11 protein-coding genes, 1 tRNA gene and 12 other annotated features are annotated in these 14,942 nt (G+C 51.7%); of the genes, 1 reads left to right on the top strand and 11 read right to left on the bottom strand.

What is annotated here, in order from left to right:
- Positions 1 to 23 precede the first annotated feature (23 nt).
- From dppA to STM3632, 3 genes are all read right to left on the bottom strand, one after another.
- Positions 24 to 1,813 (bottom strand): dipeptide transport protein gene (dppA, locus tag STM3630; RefSeq protein ID NP_462532.1). Within the gene, positions 24 to 1,631 belong to an annotated coding region; the region does not span the whole gene.
- Positions 1,639 to 1,644, bottom strand: a ribosome-binding site (putative RBS for dppA; RegulonDB:STMS1H003615). Its footprint overlaps the gene before it by 6 nt.
- Positions 1,788 to 1,796 (bottom strand) — a -10 signal (putative -10_signal for dppA; RegulonDB:STMLTH004607).
- Positions 1,805 to 1,813: a -35 signal (putative -35_signal for dppA; RegulonDB:STMLTH004607), on the bottom strand.
- Positions 1,814 to 2,186: 373 nt before the next feature.
- Positions 2,187 to 3,516, bottom strand: a protein-coding gene (locus STM3631; protein ID NP_462533.1) for a putative xanthine permease. Within the gene, positions 2,187 to 3,512 belong to an annotated coding region; the region does not span the whole gene.
- Positions 3,511 to 3,516, bottom strand: a ribosome-binding site (putative RBS for STM3631; RegulonDB:STMS1H003616). (Overlaps the previous gene by 6 nt.)
- 53 nt (positions 3,517 to 3,569) lie before the next feature.
- Positions 3,570 to 4,702 (bottom strand): putative PQQ enzyme repeat protein gene (locus STM3632; protein ID NP_462534.1). Within the gene, positions 3,570 to 4,694 belong to an annotated coding region; the region does not span the whole gene.
- Positions 4,697 to 4,702: a ribosome-binding site (putative RBS for STM3632; RegulonDB:STMS1H003617), on the bottom strand. (Overlaps the previous gene by 6 nt.)
- Positions 4,703 to 4,835: 133 nt before the next feature.
- Positions 4,836 to 4,841 (top strand) — a ribosome-binding site (putative RBS for STM3633; RegulonDB:STMS1H003618).
- On the opposite strand from STM3632, the gene STM3633 reads away from it, so the two are divergent.
- Positions 4,836 to 5,851, top strand: a protein-coding gene (locus STM3633) for a putative bacterial regulatory protein (protein NP_462535.1). Within the gene, positions 4,844 to 5,851 belong to an annotated coding region; the region does not span the whole gene. (Overlaps the previous feature by 6 nt.)
- A gap of 162 nt (positions 5,852 to 6,013) precedes the next feature.
- Here the strand turns inward: STM3633 and proK are convergent.
- The 8 genes from proK to yhjY all read right to left on the bottom strand — a co-directional run bounded on the left by proK (position 6,014) and on the right by yhjY (position 14,811).
- A tRNA-Pro gene (proK, locus tag STM3634) sits at positions 6,014 to 6,087 on the bottom strand.
- A 90-nt stretch (positions 6,088 to 6,177) separates the two neighbouring features.
- Positions 6,178 to 7,883 (bottom strand): putative membrane-associated metal-dependent hydrolase gene (gene yhjW, locus STM3635; protein NP_462536.1). Within the gene, positions 6,178 to 7,869 belong to an annotated coding region; the region does not span the whole gene.
- Positions 7,878 to 7,883, bottom strand: a ribosome-binding site (putative RBS for yhjW; RegulonDB:STMS1H003620). It overlaps the preceding gene by 6 nt.
- A 203-nt stretch (positions 7,884 to 8,086) precedes the next feature.
- The gene (gene lpfE, locus STM3636; protein ID NP_462537.1) for a long polar fimbrial minor protein occupies positions 8,087 to 8,621 on the bottom strand. Within the gene, positions 8,087 to 8,614 belong to an annotated coding region; the region does not span the whole gene.
- Positions 8,616 to 8,621: a ribosome-binding site (putative RBS for lpfE; RegulonDB:STMS1H003621), on the bottom strand. It overlaps the preceding gene by 6 nt.
- Positions 8,620 to 9,706 (bottom strand): long polar fimbrial operon protein gene (gene lpfD, locus STM3637; protein NP_462538.1). Within the gene, positions 8,620 to 9,699 belong to an annotated coding region; the region does not span the whole gene. Before lpfD ends, lpfE begins: the two co-directional genes overlap by 2 nt.
- Positions 9,701 to 9,706: a ribosome-binding site (putative RBS for lpfD; RegulonDB:STMS1H003622), on the bottom strand. (Overlaps the previous gene by 6 nt.)
- A 10-nt stretch (positions 9,707 to 9,716) precedes the next feature.
- The gene (gene lpfC, locus STM3638) for a long polar fimbrial outer membrane usher protein (RefSeq protein NP_462539.1) occupies positions 9,717 to 12,258 on the bottom strand. Within the gene, positions 9,717 to 12,245 belong to an annotated coding region; the region does not span the whole gene.
- Positions 12,253 to 12,258, bottom strand: a ribosome-binding site (putative RBS for lpfC; RegulonDB:STMS1H003623). Its footprint overlaps the gene before it by 6 nt.
- Positions 12,259 to 12,267: 9 nt before the next feature.
- Positions 12,268 to 12,979 (bottom strand): long polar fimbrial chaperone gene (gene lpfB, locus STM3639; RefSeq protein ID NP_462540.1). Within the gene, positions 12,268 to 12,966 belong to an annotated coding region; the region does not span the whole gene.
- Positions 12,974 to 12,979: a ribosome-binding site (putative RBS for lpfB; RegulonDB:STMS1H003624), on the bottom strand. Its footprint overlaps the gene before it by 6 nt.
- A 71-nt stretch (positions 12,980 to 13,050) precedes the next feature.
- Positions 13,051 to 13,587: a long polar fimbria gene (gene lpfA / locus STM3640; protein NP_462541.1), complete on the bottom strand. Its 537-nt coding sequence runs from the start codon at positions 13,585 to 13,587 to the stop codon at positions 13,051 to 13,053.
- A gap of 505 nt (positions 13,588 to 14,092) precedes the next feature.
- Positions 14,093 to 14,811 (bottom strand): putative lipase gene (gene yhjY / locus STM3641; protein ID NP_462542.1). Within the gene, positions 14,093 to 14,797 belong to an annotated coding region; the region does not span the whole gene.
- Positions 14,806 to 14,811: a ribosome-binding site (putative RBS for yhjY; RegulonDB:STMS1H003625), on the bottom strand. (Overlaps the previous gene by 6 nt.)
- Positions 14,812 to 14,942: the final 131 nt, after the last annotated feature.

The raw sequence follows: 14,942 nt of genomic DNA on the forward strand, positions 1-14,942 counted from the left end.
ACCGGGGCGCAGCGCTCTTTTAATTATTCGACAGAGACGTTTTCGAAGTGATGTTTGCCTAATGGATCAACCACATAGCCTTTAACTTCTTTACGCACTGGCTCATAAACCGTGGAGTGAGCGATGATCAGCGCTGGCGCCTGGTCATGCATCACAACCTGGGCCTGTTTATAGAGCTCAATACGCTTGTTGTGGTCATCGGTCGCACGCGCAGGCTGAATCAGGTCTTCAAACGGCTTATAACACCATTTTGAATAGTTGGAGCCTTGCTGGGCGGCATCGCAGCTGAACAGCGTGGCGAAGAAGTTATCCGGATCGCCATTATCGCCGGTCCAGCCCATCATCACCGTCTGGTGCTCGCCATCTTTAGCGCGCTTGAGGTATTCGCCCCATTCATAGGTGACAATTTTGGCCTGAACGCCAATCTTCGCCCAATCCGCCTGGATCATTTCCGCCATACGACGCGCATTCGGGTTATAGGGACGCTGTACCGGCATCGCCCACAGATCGATGGTGAAGCCTTTTTCCAGACCGGCTTCTTTCAGCAGCGCCTTCGCTTTTTCCGGATCGTAGCCATAGTCTTTAATATCGTCGTTGTAGCCCCACATTGTCGGCGGGATCAGGTTTTTCGCCGCAACGCCCGCGCCCTGATAAACGGCTTTGATGATGGCCTCTTTATTCACGGCATAGGTCAACGCCTGGCGAACTTTGACATCATCCAGCGGTTTTTTCTGCACGTTATAGGAGAGATAACCCACGTTCAGACCGGCCTGCTCCATCAGGTTGATGTTTTTATCTTCTTTCATGCGCGCAATATCCGCCGGGTTCGGATACGGCATCACCTGACATTCGTTCTTCTGCAGTTTGGCGTAACGCACAGAGGCGTCAGGCGTGATGGAGAAGACCAGACGGTCAATCTGCGGCTTCGTGCCCCAGTAGCCGTCAAAGGCTTTGTAGAGAATGCGGGAGTCTTTCTGATATTGCACCAGTTGGAACGGGCCAGTGCCGACCGGGTTCAGATCCACTTTTTCCGGCGTACCGGCTTTCAGCATGTTGTCAGCATATTCTTTGGAAAGAATAGAGGCAAAGTCCATGGCTAAATCGGCAAGGAACGGCGCTTCCGGACGCGTCAGCACAAACTGCACCGTGTGATCGTCGACCTTCTTCACTTCGCTAATCAGATCCGGCAGCCCCATGCCTTCAAAGTATTCATAGCTGCCGCCAGACACTTTATGGTACGGGTTCTGCTCGTTTTTCTGCCGGTCAAAAGAGAACACGACATCATCGGCGTTCAGCTCGCGCGTGGGTTTGAAATCCTTGCTGGATTGCCATTTCACCCCTTTACGTAGGTGGAACGTATAGGTTTTACCGTCTTCGCTGATATCCCACTTCTCAGCAAGACCCGGGATCACTTCCGTGGTGCCGGTTTTGAATTCAACCAGACGGTTATAGATAGGTACGGAGCTGGCATCATAGGTGGTGCCAGACGTAAAGAGCTGTGGGTTAAAGCCTTCCGGCGAGCCTTCTGAACAATAAACCAGGGTTTTGGCCTGCACGCTTGCTGCAACGGTCATGGCCACCAGGCTCAAACCAAGCTTCAGCATCCCTGACTTCTTCAAGGAAATACTCATTCTTCTGCTCCAATTGTGATGTATGTTGTTTTGCCCTTTGCAAAGGCTTTTACCGCCCGGCCTTTTTTGTTTTTTACCTGGTCAGGTCAGTAGTGAGAGGTGGGGATTCCGTTCGCATAATCGACTGAGTTGCAGTGCGGATTCTCCATAAAATGCCCCTCATTCCCTACAATCTGTCAATAGAATGTCAAAACGTCAATACAGGTAACCAGCTTTTACAACAACGGTGAGAATTAACAAACAAAGATTAAAAAAAGTTCAGAAGGGTATTTTCAGCAGGGAAATTTGTGCTATGGCCAGAAAGGCAGAGTTATTCACTTAATATTTTGCAACAGTTAGTGATTAACAATTAGACATTAATTGAAAAATTTCTTTCGATATGTTGATTATCTGAGCGATTAATACCACTAACGCTAAAACGCACAGGCGAAAATGCTGAGGTTATCCATAAGCCGTGTGCAAAAAAGAGTTATACGGACGTTGAAAAACACCATCGAATATGTCACAAAATTGTAAATAAGTAGGCCGTCGTGCGGCCTACCGCGATCACAAAAACTAACTTTTGACCCTGGCCTGCGTGCGCTTTTCGCTCCAGTTAAACAACGAGTTCACCAGAATCGCCGTCAACGTCCCCGCTGCCATGCCGTTGCCAAAGACCATCTGTACGCCCGCCGGGAAATTCTGATACAGGCCGGGTACCAGTATAGGTAGCATTCCCATGGCCAGCCCCATCGCCAGCGCGTAGGTTTTACCCGGCGTATGCAGTGGCTCACGCGCAATCATATCAATACCGATAACCCCGATAATGCTGAAGACAATCACCGCCGTACCGCACACCACCGAACCTGGCAGACAGGTCGCCAGACGTACCAGCGGCGCGAATATGGCAATCAGGATTAACAATCCTCCGGCAGCCGCAGTCACGAAACGCGATTTCACATTAGTGGTGCGTACCACCCCAATATTTTCGCCGGAGGTGATAATTAAGGAGGTGCCAAAAATCCCCCCCAGCAGCGACATTACCGCATCACCACGAATGGTGCGTGGAATCGCCTGCTGCACATTTTGCGTGGAATTGACTATTTCCGCGGTCGCAATCGTTTGCCCGGTTGCTTCAGCCATAGAGATGACCGCGTAAATCAGTAACGGCAGCGAGGCGGAGAGATCAAAAATCGGCCAGCCGAACGGCAAAAGCTGTGGGAAACTAAACAGCGGCCCGTGACTCACACCGCTAAAATCGGTGCTGCCCAGCGCCATTCCCAGCAACGTTCCCGCTAAAAGGCCGAACATCACCGCCAGCTGGCGCAAAATACCGCTAAACGCCAGCGCGAAAATCAGCGTTATCAGGATAGTCCCCAGCGATAAAATGATACTGGTTGGATGAGCGAAGTCGGCGCTCCCTGGCTGGCCAATGATCAATCCGCCGTACAGGCGAATAAGGTTAATCGACACCATTAGCAGCATGATGCCAATGATAAAAGGGGGAAAATGGTGCAGGCAGCGGCGGAAAATCGGCAACGCGATAAAGTAGAACAGCGAGGTCAGAATTACGGCGCCAATCGCGGTCTGGATATTGGTCTGTAAAGCGATCGCAACGAAAATCGCAATCGGCGCGCCCCCCGGTACCATAATAAACGGCAAACGCGCGCCCACCCCTTTCACACCCAGGCTTTGCAAAATAGCGCCCAGACCGCACATCAGAAAGGTCGCGCTAAGTACCGAGGCGGTCACCGTATCGGTAAAGTGGAGCGCTTTGGCGATCAGAAAGACGGAGGTAATGGGGGTGGCGGCAACGACCAGCACATGCTGAAGCGCCAAAAGTAAGGTGGTTTGCCAGGGTAATGCATCGTTATCCGGCGTAGTAAGGCCAGGTTGCGGCATGATTAACTCCCATAAAACATCAAAAAAATAACCGCCAGCGCGGGCTGGCGGTCTGTATTATTTCAACCAACTAATGGCATCAGCGGCATAGCGATGCGCACGGAAGGCGCTGTTCTGTTTTCCAGGAATAATGCCTTTACTGAGGTGCTCCGGATATTCATTAAAGAACGGAATGATATATTCCCATACCGTTTCGCCTTCCGGGGTGACTTCAAACAGGCGGCCAAACGCCGATTCACAGATAAAGGTGTTGCCGTTCGCCAGCCGCTGCGCGCTCCCCATATACGGCGAGAAAAACGCCGGCGGGAAGATATCGCGATACTGCCAGGTAATCGCTTTGGTCTGCGGATCGAACTCCAGCACCGTGGAATGCGGCGAGGTGACGCCGGGACGCAGGTTGCCGTTATCGAAAACCAGAATCGACCCGTTCTCCATCTCAACCGGCGTGTGCTGCTGCGCTACGACTTCCGGCCCTGCATGCCAGATAACCTTCCCGCTCTCTTTATCCACGGCAATGACGCCGGAAGTGGTACGCAGGCTCATCAGCACCAAGCCATCACGGGTGACGGACAGGCCGTTAATCATCGGCCAGTGGCGGCGGTCGAAAATATCATGAATCGGGAAATCTTCCGGATTCAAATGCTCCCAGGCGCGCCATTCCCAGACCACTTCACCGTCGCGATTGACCTCTTTGACGACGTCGCTCTGAATGATGCCGTCCGGCGCATCGCGGCGCGGGTCGCCGCCGGTAACACGGGCGGCGATATCGGCAGGCAACGGCGACGCGGCGGTATACAGCAGATTACCGTTCGCCAACCATTGCGCATCATGGTGATGGTAAATATCTTCGTAATGCCAGACGATTTCGTTATCCGGCGTCACTTCGTAGAAGTCGCCGCCGTGCCAGAGATCCCACGCCGGATAGAGGTTCGCTGAAGTGCGGTGGCTGCCGTTATAACCCAGATTACCGTTCGGCAGCAGCACCGCATCACGCCCGGCGCGAACCGGAAGCTGCCACTGATGCGCGACTTCGCCCTGCTCGTCCACCAGGTAAACCCGCCCTTCGGCGGTTTGCGGCGCAAAAAGCGTATAGCCGCCAAAGCTCTTCGCCTTATCAGCGTAGATAAGGCCCGCCAGACGGCGTCCAAGGGTGAAAGTCGAATCCTGAGTTAAGTGTGCCACATCGCCTCCTGAGGAATAAATTTGCGCCAAAATACCCCATTAAAACGTTTTAATGAAGGGTTTTTTACGATCCTCACTGAAAAAAAGCAAACGTTACCGTCTGGTAAATATGCTACCCTGTGCGCAAATTTTCGCAGGTCAGGAAGCAGATGGCTGTTCAAAATAAAAAACGCGCAAAGTTGATTGATGTTGCCCGCCATGCAGGCGTGTCGCCAGGGACAGTATCCAATGCATTGCACAACACTCGCTTTGTCGAGCCGCAGACGCGACGGCGTATTGAAGAGGCCATTGCTGCGCTCAACTACACGCCGAATATTCGCGCTCGCCAGTTACGAACCGGCAAAACCAATACCATTGCTTTGCTCTCTTCGGTGCCGCTGGCGATTGCCTCCGGCGCATCACGACTGGGATTTATGATGGAGGTGGCGTTAACGTCCGCGATGATGGCGCTGGAAAAGCAGCATGCGCTGATTCTGGTGCCGCCGGGGGCAAATCCACTGGATGCCGTCAGCTTTGACGCGGCGATCCTGATTGAGCCGGCGGAGAACGACCCGCAGCTCCAGGCGCTGGCGCAAGCGGGCATTCCCTGCGTCACCATTGGCCGCACGCCGGGGACCGACACGCCTGTGCCGTGGGTTGAGCTGCACTCGGCGGCAACAGCACAGCTTCTGCTAACGCATCTGGAGACCTCCGGCGCCAGCAAATGTGCGTTATTTGTCGGTAACACTCGGCGAACATCAGTTCTGGAGAGCGAAGCGGCTTACCAGCGCTGGTGCGCGGGGCGCCAGGCCCCCGTCGTCTACTCTCTCAATGAAAGCGAGGGTGAAAATGCCGGCTACCAGGCCGCGCAGCAGCTATTACAGGCGCATCCCGACGTTGACGGCGTGCTGGTGCTGATCGATACCTTTGCCAGCGGCGCGGTACGCGCTTTCCAGGAACAGGCAGTCGCTATCCCGGAGCGGATGCGCGTGGTCACCCGCTATGATGGTATCCGCGCGCGCGAATCGCTGCCGCCGCTGACGGCTGTGAACATGCATCTTGATGAGGTGGCGCGACAGGCAATCACGCTCCTGTTTGCCGTTTTGTCGGGTGAGAAGATCAGCTACAGCGACGGGATCATGCCTGAACTGGTGGTGAGAGCGTCAACCTGCCGGTGATAGAGGATGACTCGCCACTACGTGGCTCGCCCTGCGGGCCGTTGCTGACGCAACGTTCTCTCGCTTCGCTCGAGTCGAACCTCTTGCCCCCGGAGGTTCTCATCCTCGTCAGACTTCAGATACAAAAAAACCCTGCTCATTGAGCAGGGTTTCTGAATTTGGTCGGTGATAGAGGATTCGAACCTCCGACCCCTTCGTCCCGAACGAAGTGCGCTACCAGGCTGCGCCAATCACCGAATGCGGGCGCATCTTACTGCTCAGGCGCACGCCCGTCAATCCCTTAGTCGCAAAATACAATTCAATCGGCGAGAAAGTCGGCAGACAACCTACTTCGCGGCGACTTTCTGCACATCGGGAATATGGCACCAGTTGTTGTTCTGGTTAATGCCGCCATTCGGCGATGTATACCCCAGGCAGCCCATTATCGTATCGTATAGCTCCACATGACGACGCGGCACTTTGATCTCCGCCTGCTGTTTCAGGTGAGCGAACATCTGCGCATGTTGCGGACTGGCAAGATATTTATCCGACATCCATACCAGCATCGGAACACGGAATTGCTCCGGCGGCGCCATATTGCGCGGCGTACCGTGCAAATGTTCGCGTTCGTTAATCGACTCGCCGTGGTCAGCCGCGTAGAACACAATCGCTTTTTTATCACGTAGCTGATCGAACACACTGGTAATAAAGTGATCCACATAGGTCACGGAGTTATCGTAAGAGTTGATCATCTGCGCTTTCGTGCAGCCGCTATCGACCCCAATACATTCGGGCTTCCACTGAGCGTAGCTGCGCGGATAACGCTGCGTATAGTTAAAATGCGATCCCTTGGTATGCAGGATAATCAGATGCTTACCCTCCGGATTCTGGGCAAGCGAGTTCTGCATCTCATCAATCAACAGCATGTCATCCACCGTTTTACCGCGGTTACGCGGCTCGGCGCCAATCTGCTCGCGGTAAGAGATATTATCCGCCATGGTATTGCTATAGAACCACATCTCGCTCTGCATGGCGTACAGATCGGAACTGAATCCGAGCTGTTTGAGTACGGCAAAAACATTCTGCTCTTTTAAGGTACGCTGCGGGTTATTATCCGCCCCGCCTTCCCGTACAAACATACAGCGTAAAGAAAGCTTCGTCGCGGTATCGCAGGAATAGCCGCGGAACGCCGCCAGATTTTTTTCCTGCGCCAGCTTCGGCGTGGTATTACGCTCGTAGCCGAAAATCCCCATGTGATCCCAACGGGTCGTCTCACCGATAATGAAAACGACGTAGGTGTCATCCCCATCTTTCGGCGCAACATAGGTAAATTTCCTGGCCGGGTTTATTAACGAATTATTGTCCGACGACTCATCTACCTGCGCCCAGGCATACAGCCCTAACGCAGATAACCAGTTTGAGGGCAGGTAGGAGTTCGCCACCACGCCGCCATAGCTGGGTAAGTCGATGCCTGTCGCCCGTTCAACCTTTTTTTGCTGTATATCCAGCAGGCGAATAGGCGCCCACACCATTACGCCTGCGAGTACCACTACAGCGGCGCTGCGAAAACGCTGCCCCGGCGTACGTAGCTGGCGCAACAACGTGTAGCGACAGTGGTTACTCCAGATAAAGATGAGCGGAAGCACGCTCACGGCAATCAGCCACAATACAAAGTGCAGCCCCACCACCTCTTTCGAGAGATCGATATCGGTGGTCATAACAGACGCAATAATGCCGTAGCCAATCACCACGTTCAGGAAGGTCATGTAATAACTGGCGCCAGCGGAAAACAGCACCACCAGCGTGGCCAGCACACGCCAGACGCGTCGGCCAAACAGTGAAAGAAGACGAAGTAAGAAGAAAGTGACCAGCACCGTGGCGCCCAGTTCGACAACTGCGGAGAGGCCTTTCCAAATGGTAAATTCTTGTGCATAACTGCCGAAACGGCGGTAAAACACGGCGCAATTCATAAACAGACCGATATAGAGCGCAAGCAAGAAACTAAGTTTCTGTTGCGTCATCGATTTAATGTATCTCATGCAAACAAACCCTGGGAATCGGGATAAAAACGACCTGTACAACGATTCTTTAATCAAACAGGTAAATATGCGGCTAACGCAGATGTAAGAAAGTCTACAAGCACGGTTAAGTAGACCACAAGCAGAGGGGAAAGTGGCAACGGAGAGTGTGATCGGAGAAGATTTTTACAAAAAATCACTAAAAATGGAAAAGGGCCAGCGAACTGGCCCTCAGTGATTATTCGTATGTGACGCTAAAATTCACCGTCGCATTCGCTGTGCCAACGGTGGCATCCGGCTTAACAGGCACATAGCTGGCGATATAGTTCAGCTTGTTCGTACCATCAAACCAGACAGTGTGTTCGACAGGCGTAGAGTCGGTACTGGAGGGGTATTGTTGCTCCCCACCAGATGTTTTAATTTTTAACGCCACGCCCGTCGCGCCGCCGCTATCCAGGGCAAAAAGCGAGGGGTCAGTCGGGTCCGGAGAACCGTCCATCGTAACGCTGGCCTTTGTGGCATACGCGCAATCTTTTAAGCCGATGCTAAAGTTTTTCTGGTTCAGCTCTTTACCCACTTTTACCGGGCGCTGAAGCACCACGGTCTCCATATTGACGTCGATACTGTCGTTTTCCAGTTCACAGGTAGCCGCCTTAATAGTAATGGTAAAGTGGATATCACCAGCAGAACCGATATTCGACGGTGCCGCCATCGCGGAAGCGGTAAGCAGTAAACACGCTGGCATCAAAGCATGAAGGTTTTTCATCCTGCTTACTCCACATCAATACGCATGGTGGCAATTCCCTCGAAATCCCCGGCGGCCGGCAATTTGCCGGTGGTACTGATAGGGTAAGCCGAAATGGTCGTTGAGGCGGTACGGTGCGTGTCGTCAACAAGACCCGATACGCTCAGCTCCTGATTAACACTGGCGTCATTTGGCACCAAAATTTTACCGTTAGCGCCCTCAATGACGGCACCGATATCCGGGTTGCCCATGTCGATGGCATTCGAATCATTAGCGTTTGGCATTCCCTCAATACGCAGGAAGATCTTTACGCCATCGGAAATATTGGTGCATTTAAACTGCAGCTCTTTGGTGAATTTCGTGGCGTTCTTTGCAACTTGTCCTTTGCGATCTTTAAAATCAGTGGCCTTAAATTCCCCAAACGGAATTTCCAGCGTGCTGCCGCTGGAGAGTTCACAGCCCTGAGGTACCGTAATTGAACCACTGATATATACAGACGACGCAGGTATACTGCCATATACACTGGGTTTCTTTGTCACAAAAAGGTCCATTATTTTGGTGCTAGGTATAATACTTTCACCCACAAACGGATGGAGAATATAGAGCGATAAGTGACCTTTGCCACCGGATGTCCATATTGCATCTTTACTACTTGCATTTTGCGAACACTGAGAGCGGTTGTTTGTCAGGTTACCTACATTCTCAAACGGTGTGTTAACGTATTCTCCTCGTCCCCCCGAAATCAGTACATCGCTCGCAATGGCAATATTATTATTGATCTGGTAATAGGAGCGACTCTCTATATTCGTAACAAAGGCCAGAGGAACCACAGCCTTAAATAAGGTGTCATTTATAAGAGAGGTATCATCAGGGCATTCACAGGACATCGCATAGGTTCCACCTAAATTCCAGCTATCGAAATCTACGAAGGTCGCACCCGTTGTGTTCTTTGACGTATCTGAAACTGTTTTATTTATGGTGGCACTGAAGATATGTGTTCCACCTTCAGGAGTACATGGTCCAAAATCTGCCGCTGCCAGCGCCTGCCCCGAAAACAGCACCGACCCGCCCAACAGGCCCGTAAACATTATCAACTTTTTCAACATAATCGTTTCCTTCCCTGTTACCGGCAGACGGCATTCGCCATCACCACGCCGGTATTATCCTGTTGTTCCGGCAGCGTAAACGCCACGCGGCATTGCTGTGCCTGGTCTTTACCCCAGTTCACCTGAAGGGCACCTTTCTCCGGCATCCCGCTGATATAAAGCTGACCGTCTTCACCCACAATGCTGCTGGACTCTTTTGTGGTATCCAGCAGCGTGGCGGTAGCACCAAACGGCACCGCTTTGCCATTGGCCTGCGTCAGATTCATCAGCACACGATAGCCCACTCGGGTATCGAAGCGGGCACGAACAATCGCGCCGCGTGTCGGCACTACGTTGACGGAGGCGGTATCCAGGTCAACCTGGTTGTTCAGGCTGTCGCTTCGCAGTGAGACTTCCGTTTCACGGTACGGAGTAAGGTAAGGTACGACCGCATTACCCATCCAGTCCACTTCCACACCACCGTTGTTGATCACGTGCGCGCCGCGCGCGCCCGGCGCGGAGATAATGGCCATGGATTCACCCAGCGGTTGAGAAAGAGTGATACCTTCGCTATGGGCTATCACACCGCCGCGCAAACCGTAGTTCACCTGCTGGCCGTCACGGTTGTAGTTGTAACCCAGGCTGGCGCTACCCACGCCGCCCTGGTAATCCAGGTTCACGCTGCCGCTGTTACCCACGCCGTTGCTGCCGTAGCCTTCCTGCACACTATAGTTCAGGTTGTGGTCTTCCAGCGCGGTGCCGCTCACCCCTAACTGCTGGTTGGTTCGGCCATGCTGATCGGTCGTGAGGTGGTAGTTACTCCACACGCGTCCCAGTGGAATCGACATGGAGAATGACAGTAAACGATCGCTCTCATCCCACTCCGGGCTTTTCGTCCAGGTGTAAGCAACGCTGTAGTTCACGCGGCCAATACGGCCGTTATAACCGGCATTCAGCGAACGCTGTTTACCTTCATCGTTCCAGTAGTCCTGCTGCGTGACGTTAAAATAGACCGAGCCCCAGGCGCCCAGTTGCTGCGTCACGTTGCCCTGAATCTGACTACGTTTGTGGTACTGGCTATAAGAGCTGTCCGCATCGCTGCGCACATCCGTCGCTTCCTGGAAGGTGTAATAGCCGCTGGTCGAATACTTGTAACCCAGCAGACGGAAATCTGTACCGCTGTTAAAGCTCTTGGAGTAGAGGAAACGATAAGACTGACCTTCCGAATTCTCCTCATTTGCCAGCTTGCTTTTTGCCTGGGTTACATCGATGGAGATCGCGCCGATATAACCGAAGTTTTTACCTAATCCTCCCGCCAGCGAGTAATAGTCGTCAGAGAAGATCGCACCACCGTAAACGGTAAAGCCATACGGCAGGCCGTACATGGCATCAAGCTGCCCGAATTTCGGCTCGGCGCTGTTATAGTTCCCGGCACGGTATTCCCCGGCGGAAAGGCTGTATTTGAGATGGCCTTCACGCTGGAGGAGCGCCACCGAGGAGAACGGCTGAACGAACTTCTGCTCACTGCCGTCCGATTCTTTAATGGTGACCGTCAGGTCGCCGCTGTTTGAGGTTGGATACAGGTCGTTAATTTCAAACGCACCCGGCTGAACAAACGTACGGTAAATAACGTAGTTGTTCTGCTCAACGGTAACTTCGGCGTTACTTTTGGCAATACCCCGGATGACGGGCGCAAACCCGCGCTGGCTGTCAGGCAGCATCTCTTCGTCGGAAGTTAACTGCACACCGCGCATCTGAACGCTGTCAAAAATATCACCGGCAGTGGAGGTATCCCCCAACGTCAGCTGTGATTTCAGCGGTACAATGGCACGGCTTAAGGATGTGCCAATGTTATCCCATGTGTTGTTACCGTCGTTTCGCGTCCAGGTGCTATAGTTACGTAACCGCCATGCCCCCAGGTTCATACCGCTGCGCAGATTCAGATAGTAGCTGTCGCTGTTGTAGCTGGTTTCACTGTCGTGTGCGTCATAGCTGGCGTTGCTGCCGGAAAAGTTATAATCCACCAGCAGGGCATTCACCCCTTCGTCCCACTGCGATTCTGGCACCGTACCGCGCGCTGTCTGCTTCATCGCAGCCTGCGGGAAGCTCATGATCAGGGTCTGGTCTGCAAAGTCGAAATGGCTGGCGGCCTGGGGAATAATGTCGTCAAAAGCAACACAGGCTTCAGGCGGGGCCATTTTCAGCGCCGGGAAGCTATCAATACGCACGCCCATATCTTCAAGCTGCACGCGGCTTAAGCACGGCACCAGGGATTCACCCATTTTTGCGCGCTGCGCCTCTGTCGCTGCCTTAAACTCCAGGGTGCGAGACTCCATTTTTTTTTCGTTGACCACCACCGAGACGCGGTATTTACCTGGCAGGTGTTCAGCTTTATTGGATTCATACATTGAAAGGTCAACGTGCTGATCAATACCCGGCACATCCTCCAGAAAGCGCGGGTTAAATGTTCCCGCATACGCGGGGAGCGTACCCGCTATCATCAGCGCAAGCGCAGACTGCGTGAAACGCGAGGTCTTATTGCCCAGAGGAAGATGCGTCCATGTCATAGTAATAATCCTTTAAAACGTGTTAGTTAACGCGCTGTGTCAACATGTCGCCAGCAGTGCCAAAGTCATTAATAATGTTGTATTTAACTTCGCTTACCTTGCCGGTGCCGGCTGGCAGTTCAATATTCAATGAGCCTTTTGCCGGAACCATTCCCGTTTTTTCAATATCACGGCCGTTGGCATAAAATTTATTAAACGTCAGGTTAAAGGCAGATGGGTTTTCCACTTTGATCTGGTTAGCCCCTGCGCTGGTGAACTGCAGTTTGTTCCAGCCGTCCATGCTATTGCCTTTCAGGCCCGCCGGGCGATAGAACAGTTTTAAGCGGGTACGTACGGCGATCTGCAGTACGTTTTTAGCTTCCGCGTCTTCACTTTTGGCAGGAATAGCTTTTACGTTAATCCAATAAACGGACTCGCGATCCTGCGGTAACGTGTTCGTCGTATTAACAATACGTAAAACGTTATTTTTAGTCGGGCTTAATTTAAATAACGGTGGAGTGATGATAAAGGGCGTCTTTTTATTACCGTTAGCATCATCAATCCATGACTGAATGAGAAATTCATCCGTGGTGCTTTTATTATTTACCGTAAGAGAAGCTTCCTTTCTACTACCGTCATAAATAACACGCGTGCTGCTTAATGCCACGCCTCCGGCAAAACTGTTTTGAGCAATCAACGCCAGCACCAGTGCTGTGCAAGATATCAAACGTGAGCGGTTCATGATTCTCTTCCTGAGCCTCCGCTGGAAAAAATGGCAACGGGATTTCCGTTGCCATTATGATTGTCTGTATTAACGAAAATTCGATTATTCGTAGGACAGGTTGAAGTCCACTTCTGCGTTACCGTAACCAGTGGTTACAGTATCTTTTGTTGCAACGTAGTTAGCGGTGTAGTACAGCACGGTCTGACCAGCAGCCAACGTAGTGGTGGATTTACCGGTGTTCATTTCAACAAGCTTGTTAGCGTTGTCGTAGATACCGATGCCCACGCCAGTTGCCGCACCTGCTTCAGTGTTAACAGAAACCAGTGTCGCATCGTCTGTATCACCAACGCCATTGAAGCTTACGTTAACTTTGGTATTAGAGGTGATGTCACAGTCTTCCAGTTTGATCTGGAAAGGCTTAGAAGAAGACTTGTCGCCAATGGCTTTGAAGATATTTTTCTTAACCTGACCCAGCACAACTTCCTGGTTCTGGGAGTCAGTAGAAACGACGCATGGCGCGTCAACGATTTCACCGGTGAATTTAATGGTGCCGTCACCAGATTCAGCAGCGAAAGCAGAAGTGGAAACTACAGCGAGAGCAGACAGAGCAAAAACAACCTTTTTCATTAAAAACTCCATTTATGACGGTAGATAACAGAACGCATCCTTAGGATTATCTGCATTCTGTGAGGAAATGGAGTGTATAGAGGTGGGTATTGGATACTATAATTAGTATATATAAAAATAATTGTTAGTTAATCTTAAAAAGAATAGAAATCAATATATTACAAATGGAATGTACATAAATGTAATTTTTTATTAAGAATAAATTAATATAATTAATATATTATTTCTTCCTATTCATAAATAAGTTAAATGTCTTCCTTATTTATTAGACGTTTTTTTAACTACAATTGATTAGGTATTTGTGCTAAATAAAAAAAAGGGCACCAAATGGGTGCGCTGTACGCTTGGTGTTGCATGTGTTACGCAGACGCTTCGCTAACCCCCTCCCGCTGCGGCTGGCGAATAGTGGTGGAAAGTGCCAGCGAGATAATTAACAGCGCAAAGATAACGCAGAAGGTTAGCACCCTACTTCCGCCACAAGAGCTGTTATCACTGCGTTTCGATTATAATTTTTAAGTTAAAACCTGGCGCTCACCCCCAAGGTATACAAATAATCGCTATCCGTAGCGCTATTTTCCGCCTGGGAAAACGCCGCATACGCCGCCAGGTGCGGGTTAAGTAACACGTCCGCGCCTACGGTGACATCCAGCCAGTTTCCCGCCTGATTTCCTGCGGTCATACGACTCAACCCGGACTGCGCTTTCCAGATATTCTCCCCAAACTGTTGGTTATAGCTGATTTGCGCCCAGGGACGGACATCGCCGAACTGCGAGTTTACCCGCCAGCCTAACGTACTGACGCTGGCGTGCCATAACGGATCGGTAAACGCTAATGTCGTCGCGCTATCGCCATATTCGTTATACATTGATGACGTCGAACCGTCGTAATGCAGCGCCGCGACCGGCCCAGTGGTCACGCGTCGGGAAAGCGGAAAATTCCAGCCCATACTGATACCGCTGGTCGCATCAAGCGGGGTTTCATCCGCCAGGCTAAGCACCGGCCCCACCGTATTTTGCGTAGACTGAATACGTTCGGCCAGTATGTCGTTGTAATTCGGTTGGTGATCGCTGTCCCAGGTATAGCGTTCCGTCGTATGCCCCGGAGCCGCTTCAGCGATATATTCTTGTTGCCAGGCATATGTGGTATTGATAAAAAACGAGCAGGCCATAAGGCCCGCCAGACAACGCAATGTCCGGCGACCACGGCGTTTTCTTACAATCATCAACGCGACTCCAGAGTAGAGCCGAATTCGGCGATATTATTGTCATTGAATGAAGGATGTCGGGCATCAGCCCTGTATTAACTATTGTCCTTTTAGCGGGCCCGTCAAGGCGGGTTGAAGGAAATTTTCGCGGTAACCACAATAA

Source organism: Salmonella enterica subsp. enterica serovar Typhimurium str. LT2, assembly GCF_000006945.2.
Classification (GTDB): Bacteria; Pseudomonadota; Gammaproteobacteria; order Enterobacterales; family Enterobacteriaceae; genus Salmonella; species Salmonella enterica.

Coding starts and splice junctions, on each gene's coding strand:
- lpfD (NP_462538.1), bottom strand. CDS start 9,699: ATGTTGAAAAAGTTGATAATGTTTACGGGCCTGTTGGGCGGGTCGGTG.
- lpfE (NP_462537.1), bottom strand. CDS start 8,614: ATGAAAAACCTTCATGCTTTGATGCCAGCGTGTTTACTGCTTACCGCT.
- lpfB (NP_462540.1), bottom strand. CDS start 12,966: ATGAACCGCTCACGTTTGATATCTTGCACAGCACTGGTGCTGGCGTTG.
- dppA (NP_462532.1), bottom strand. CDS start 1,631: ATGAGTATTTCCTTGAAGAAGTCAGGGATGCTGAAGCTTGGTTTGAGC.
- lpfA (NP_462541.1), bottom strand. CDS start 13,587: ATGGAGTTTTTAATGAAAAAGGTTGTTTTTGCTCTGTCTGCTCTCGCT.
- yhjY (NP_462542.1), bottom strand. CDS start 14,797: ATGATTGTAAGAAAACGCCGTGGTCGCCGGACATTGCGTTGTCTGGCG.
- STM3631 (NP_462533.1), bottom strand. CDS start 3,512: ATGCCGCAACCTGGCCTTACTACGCCGGATAACGATGCATTACCCTGG.
- yhjW (NP_462536.1), bottom strand. CDS start 7,869: ATGAGATACATTAAATCGATGACGCAACAGAAACTTAGTTTCTTGCTT.
- lpfC (NP_462539.1), bottom strand. CDS start 12,245: ATGACATGGACGCATCTTCCTCTGGGCAATAAGACCTCGCGTTTCACG.
- STM3633 (NP_462535.1), top strand. CDS start 4,844: ATGGCTGTTCAAAATAAAAAACGCGCAAAGTTGATTGATGTTGCCCGC.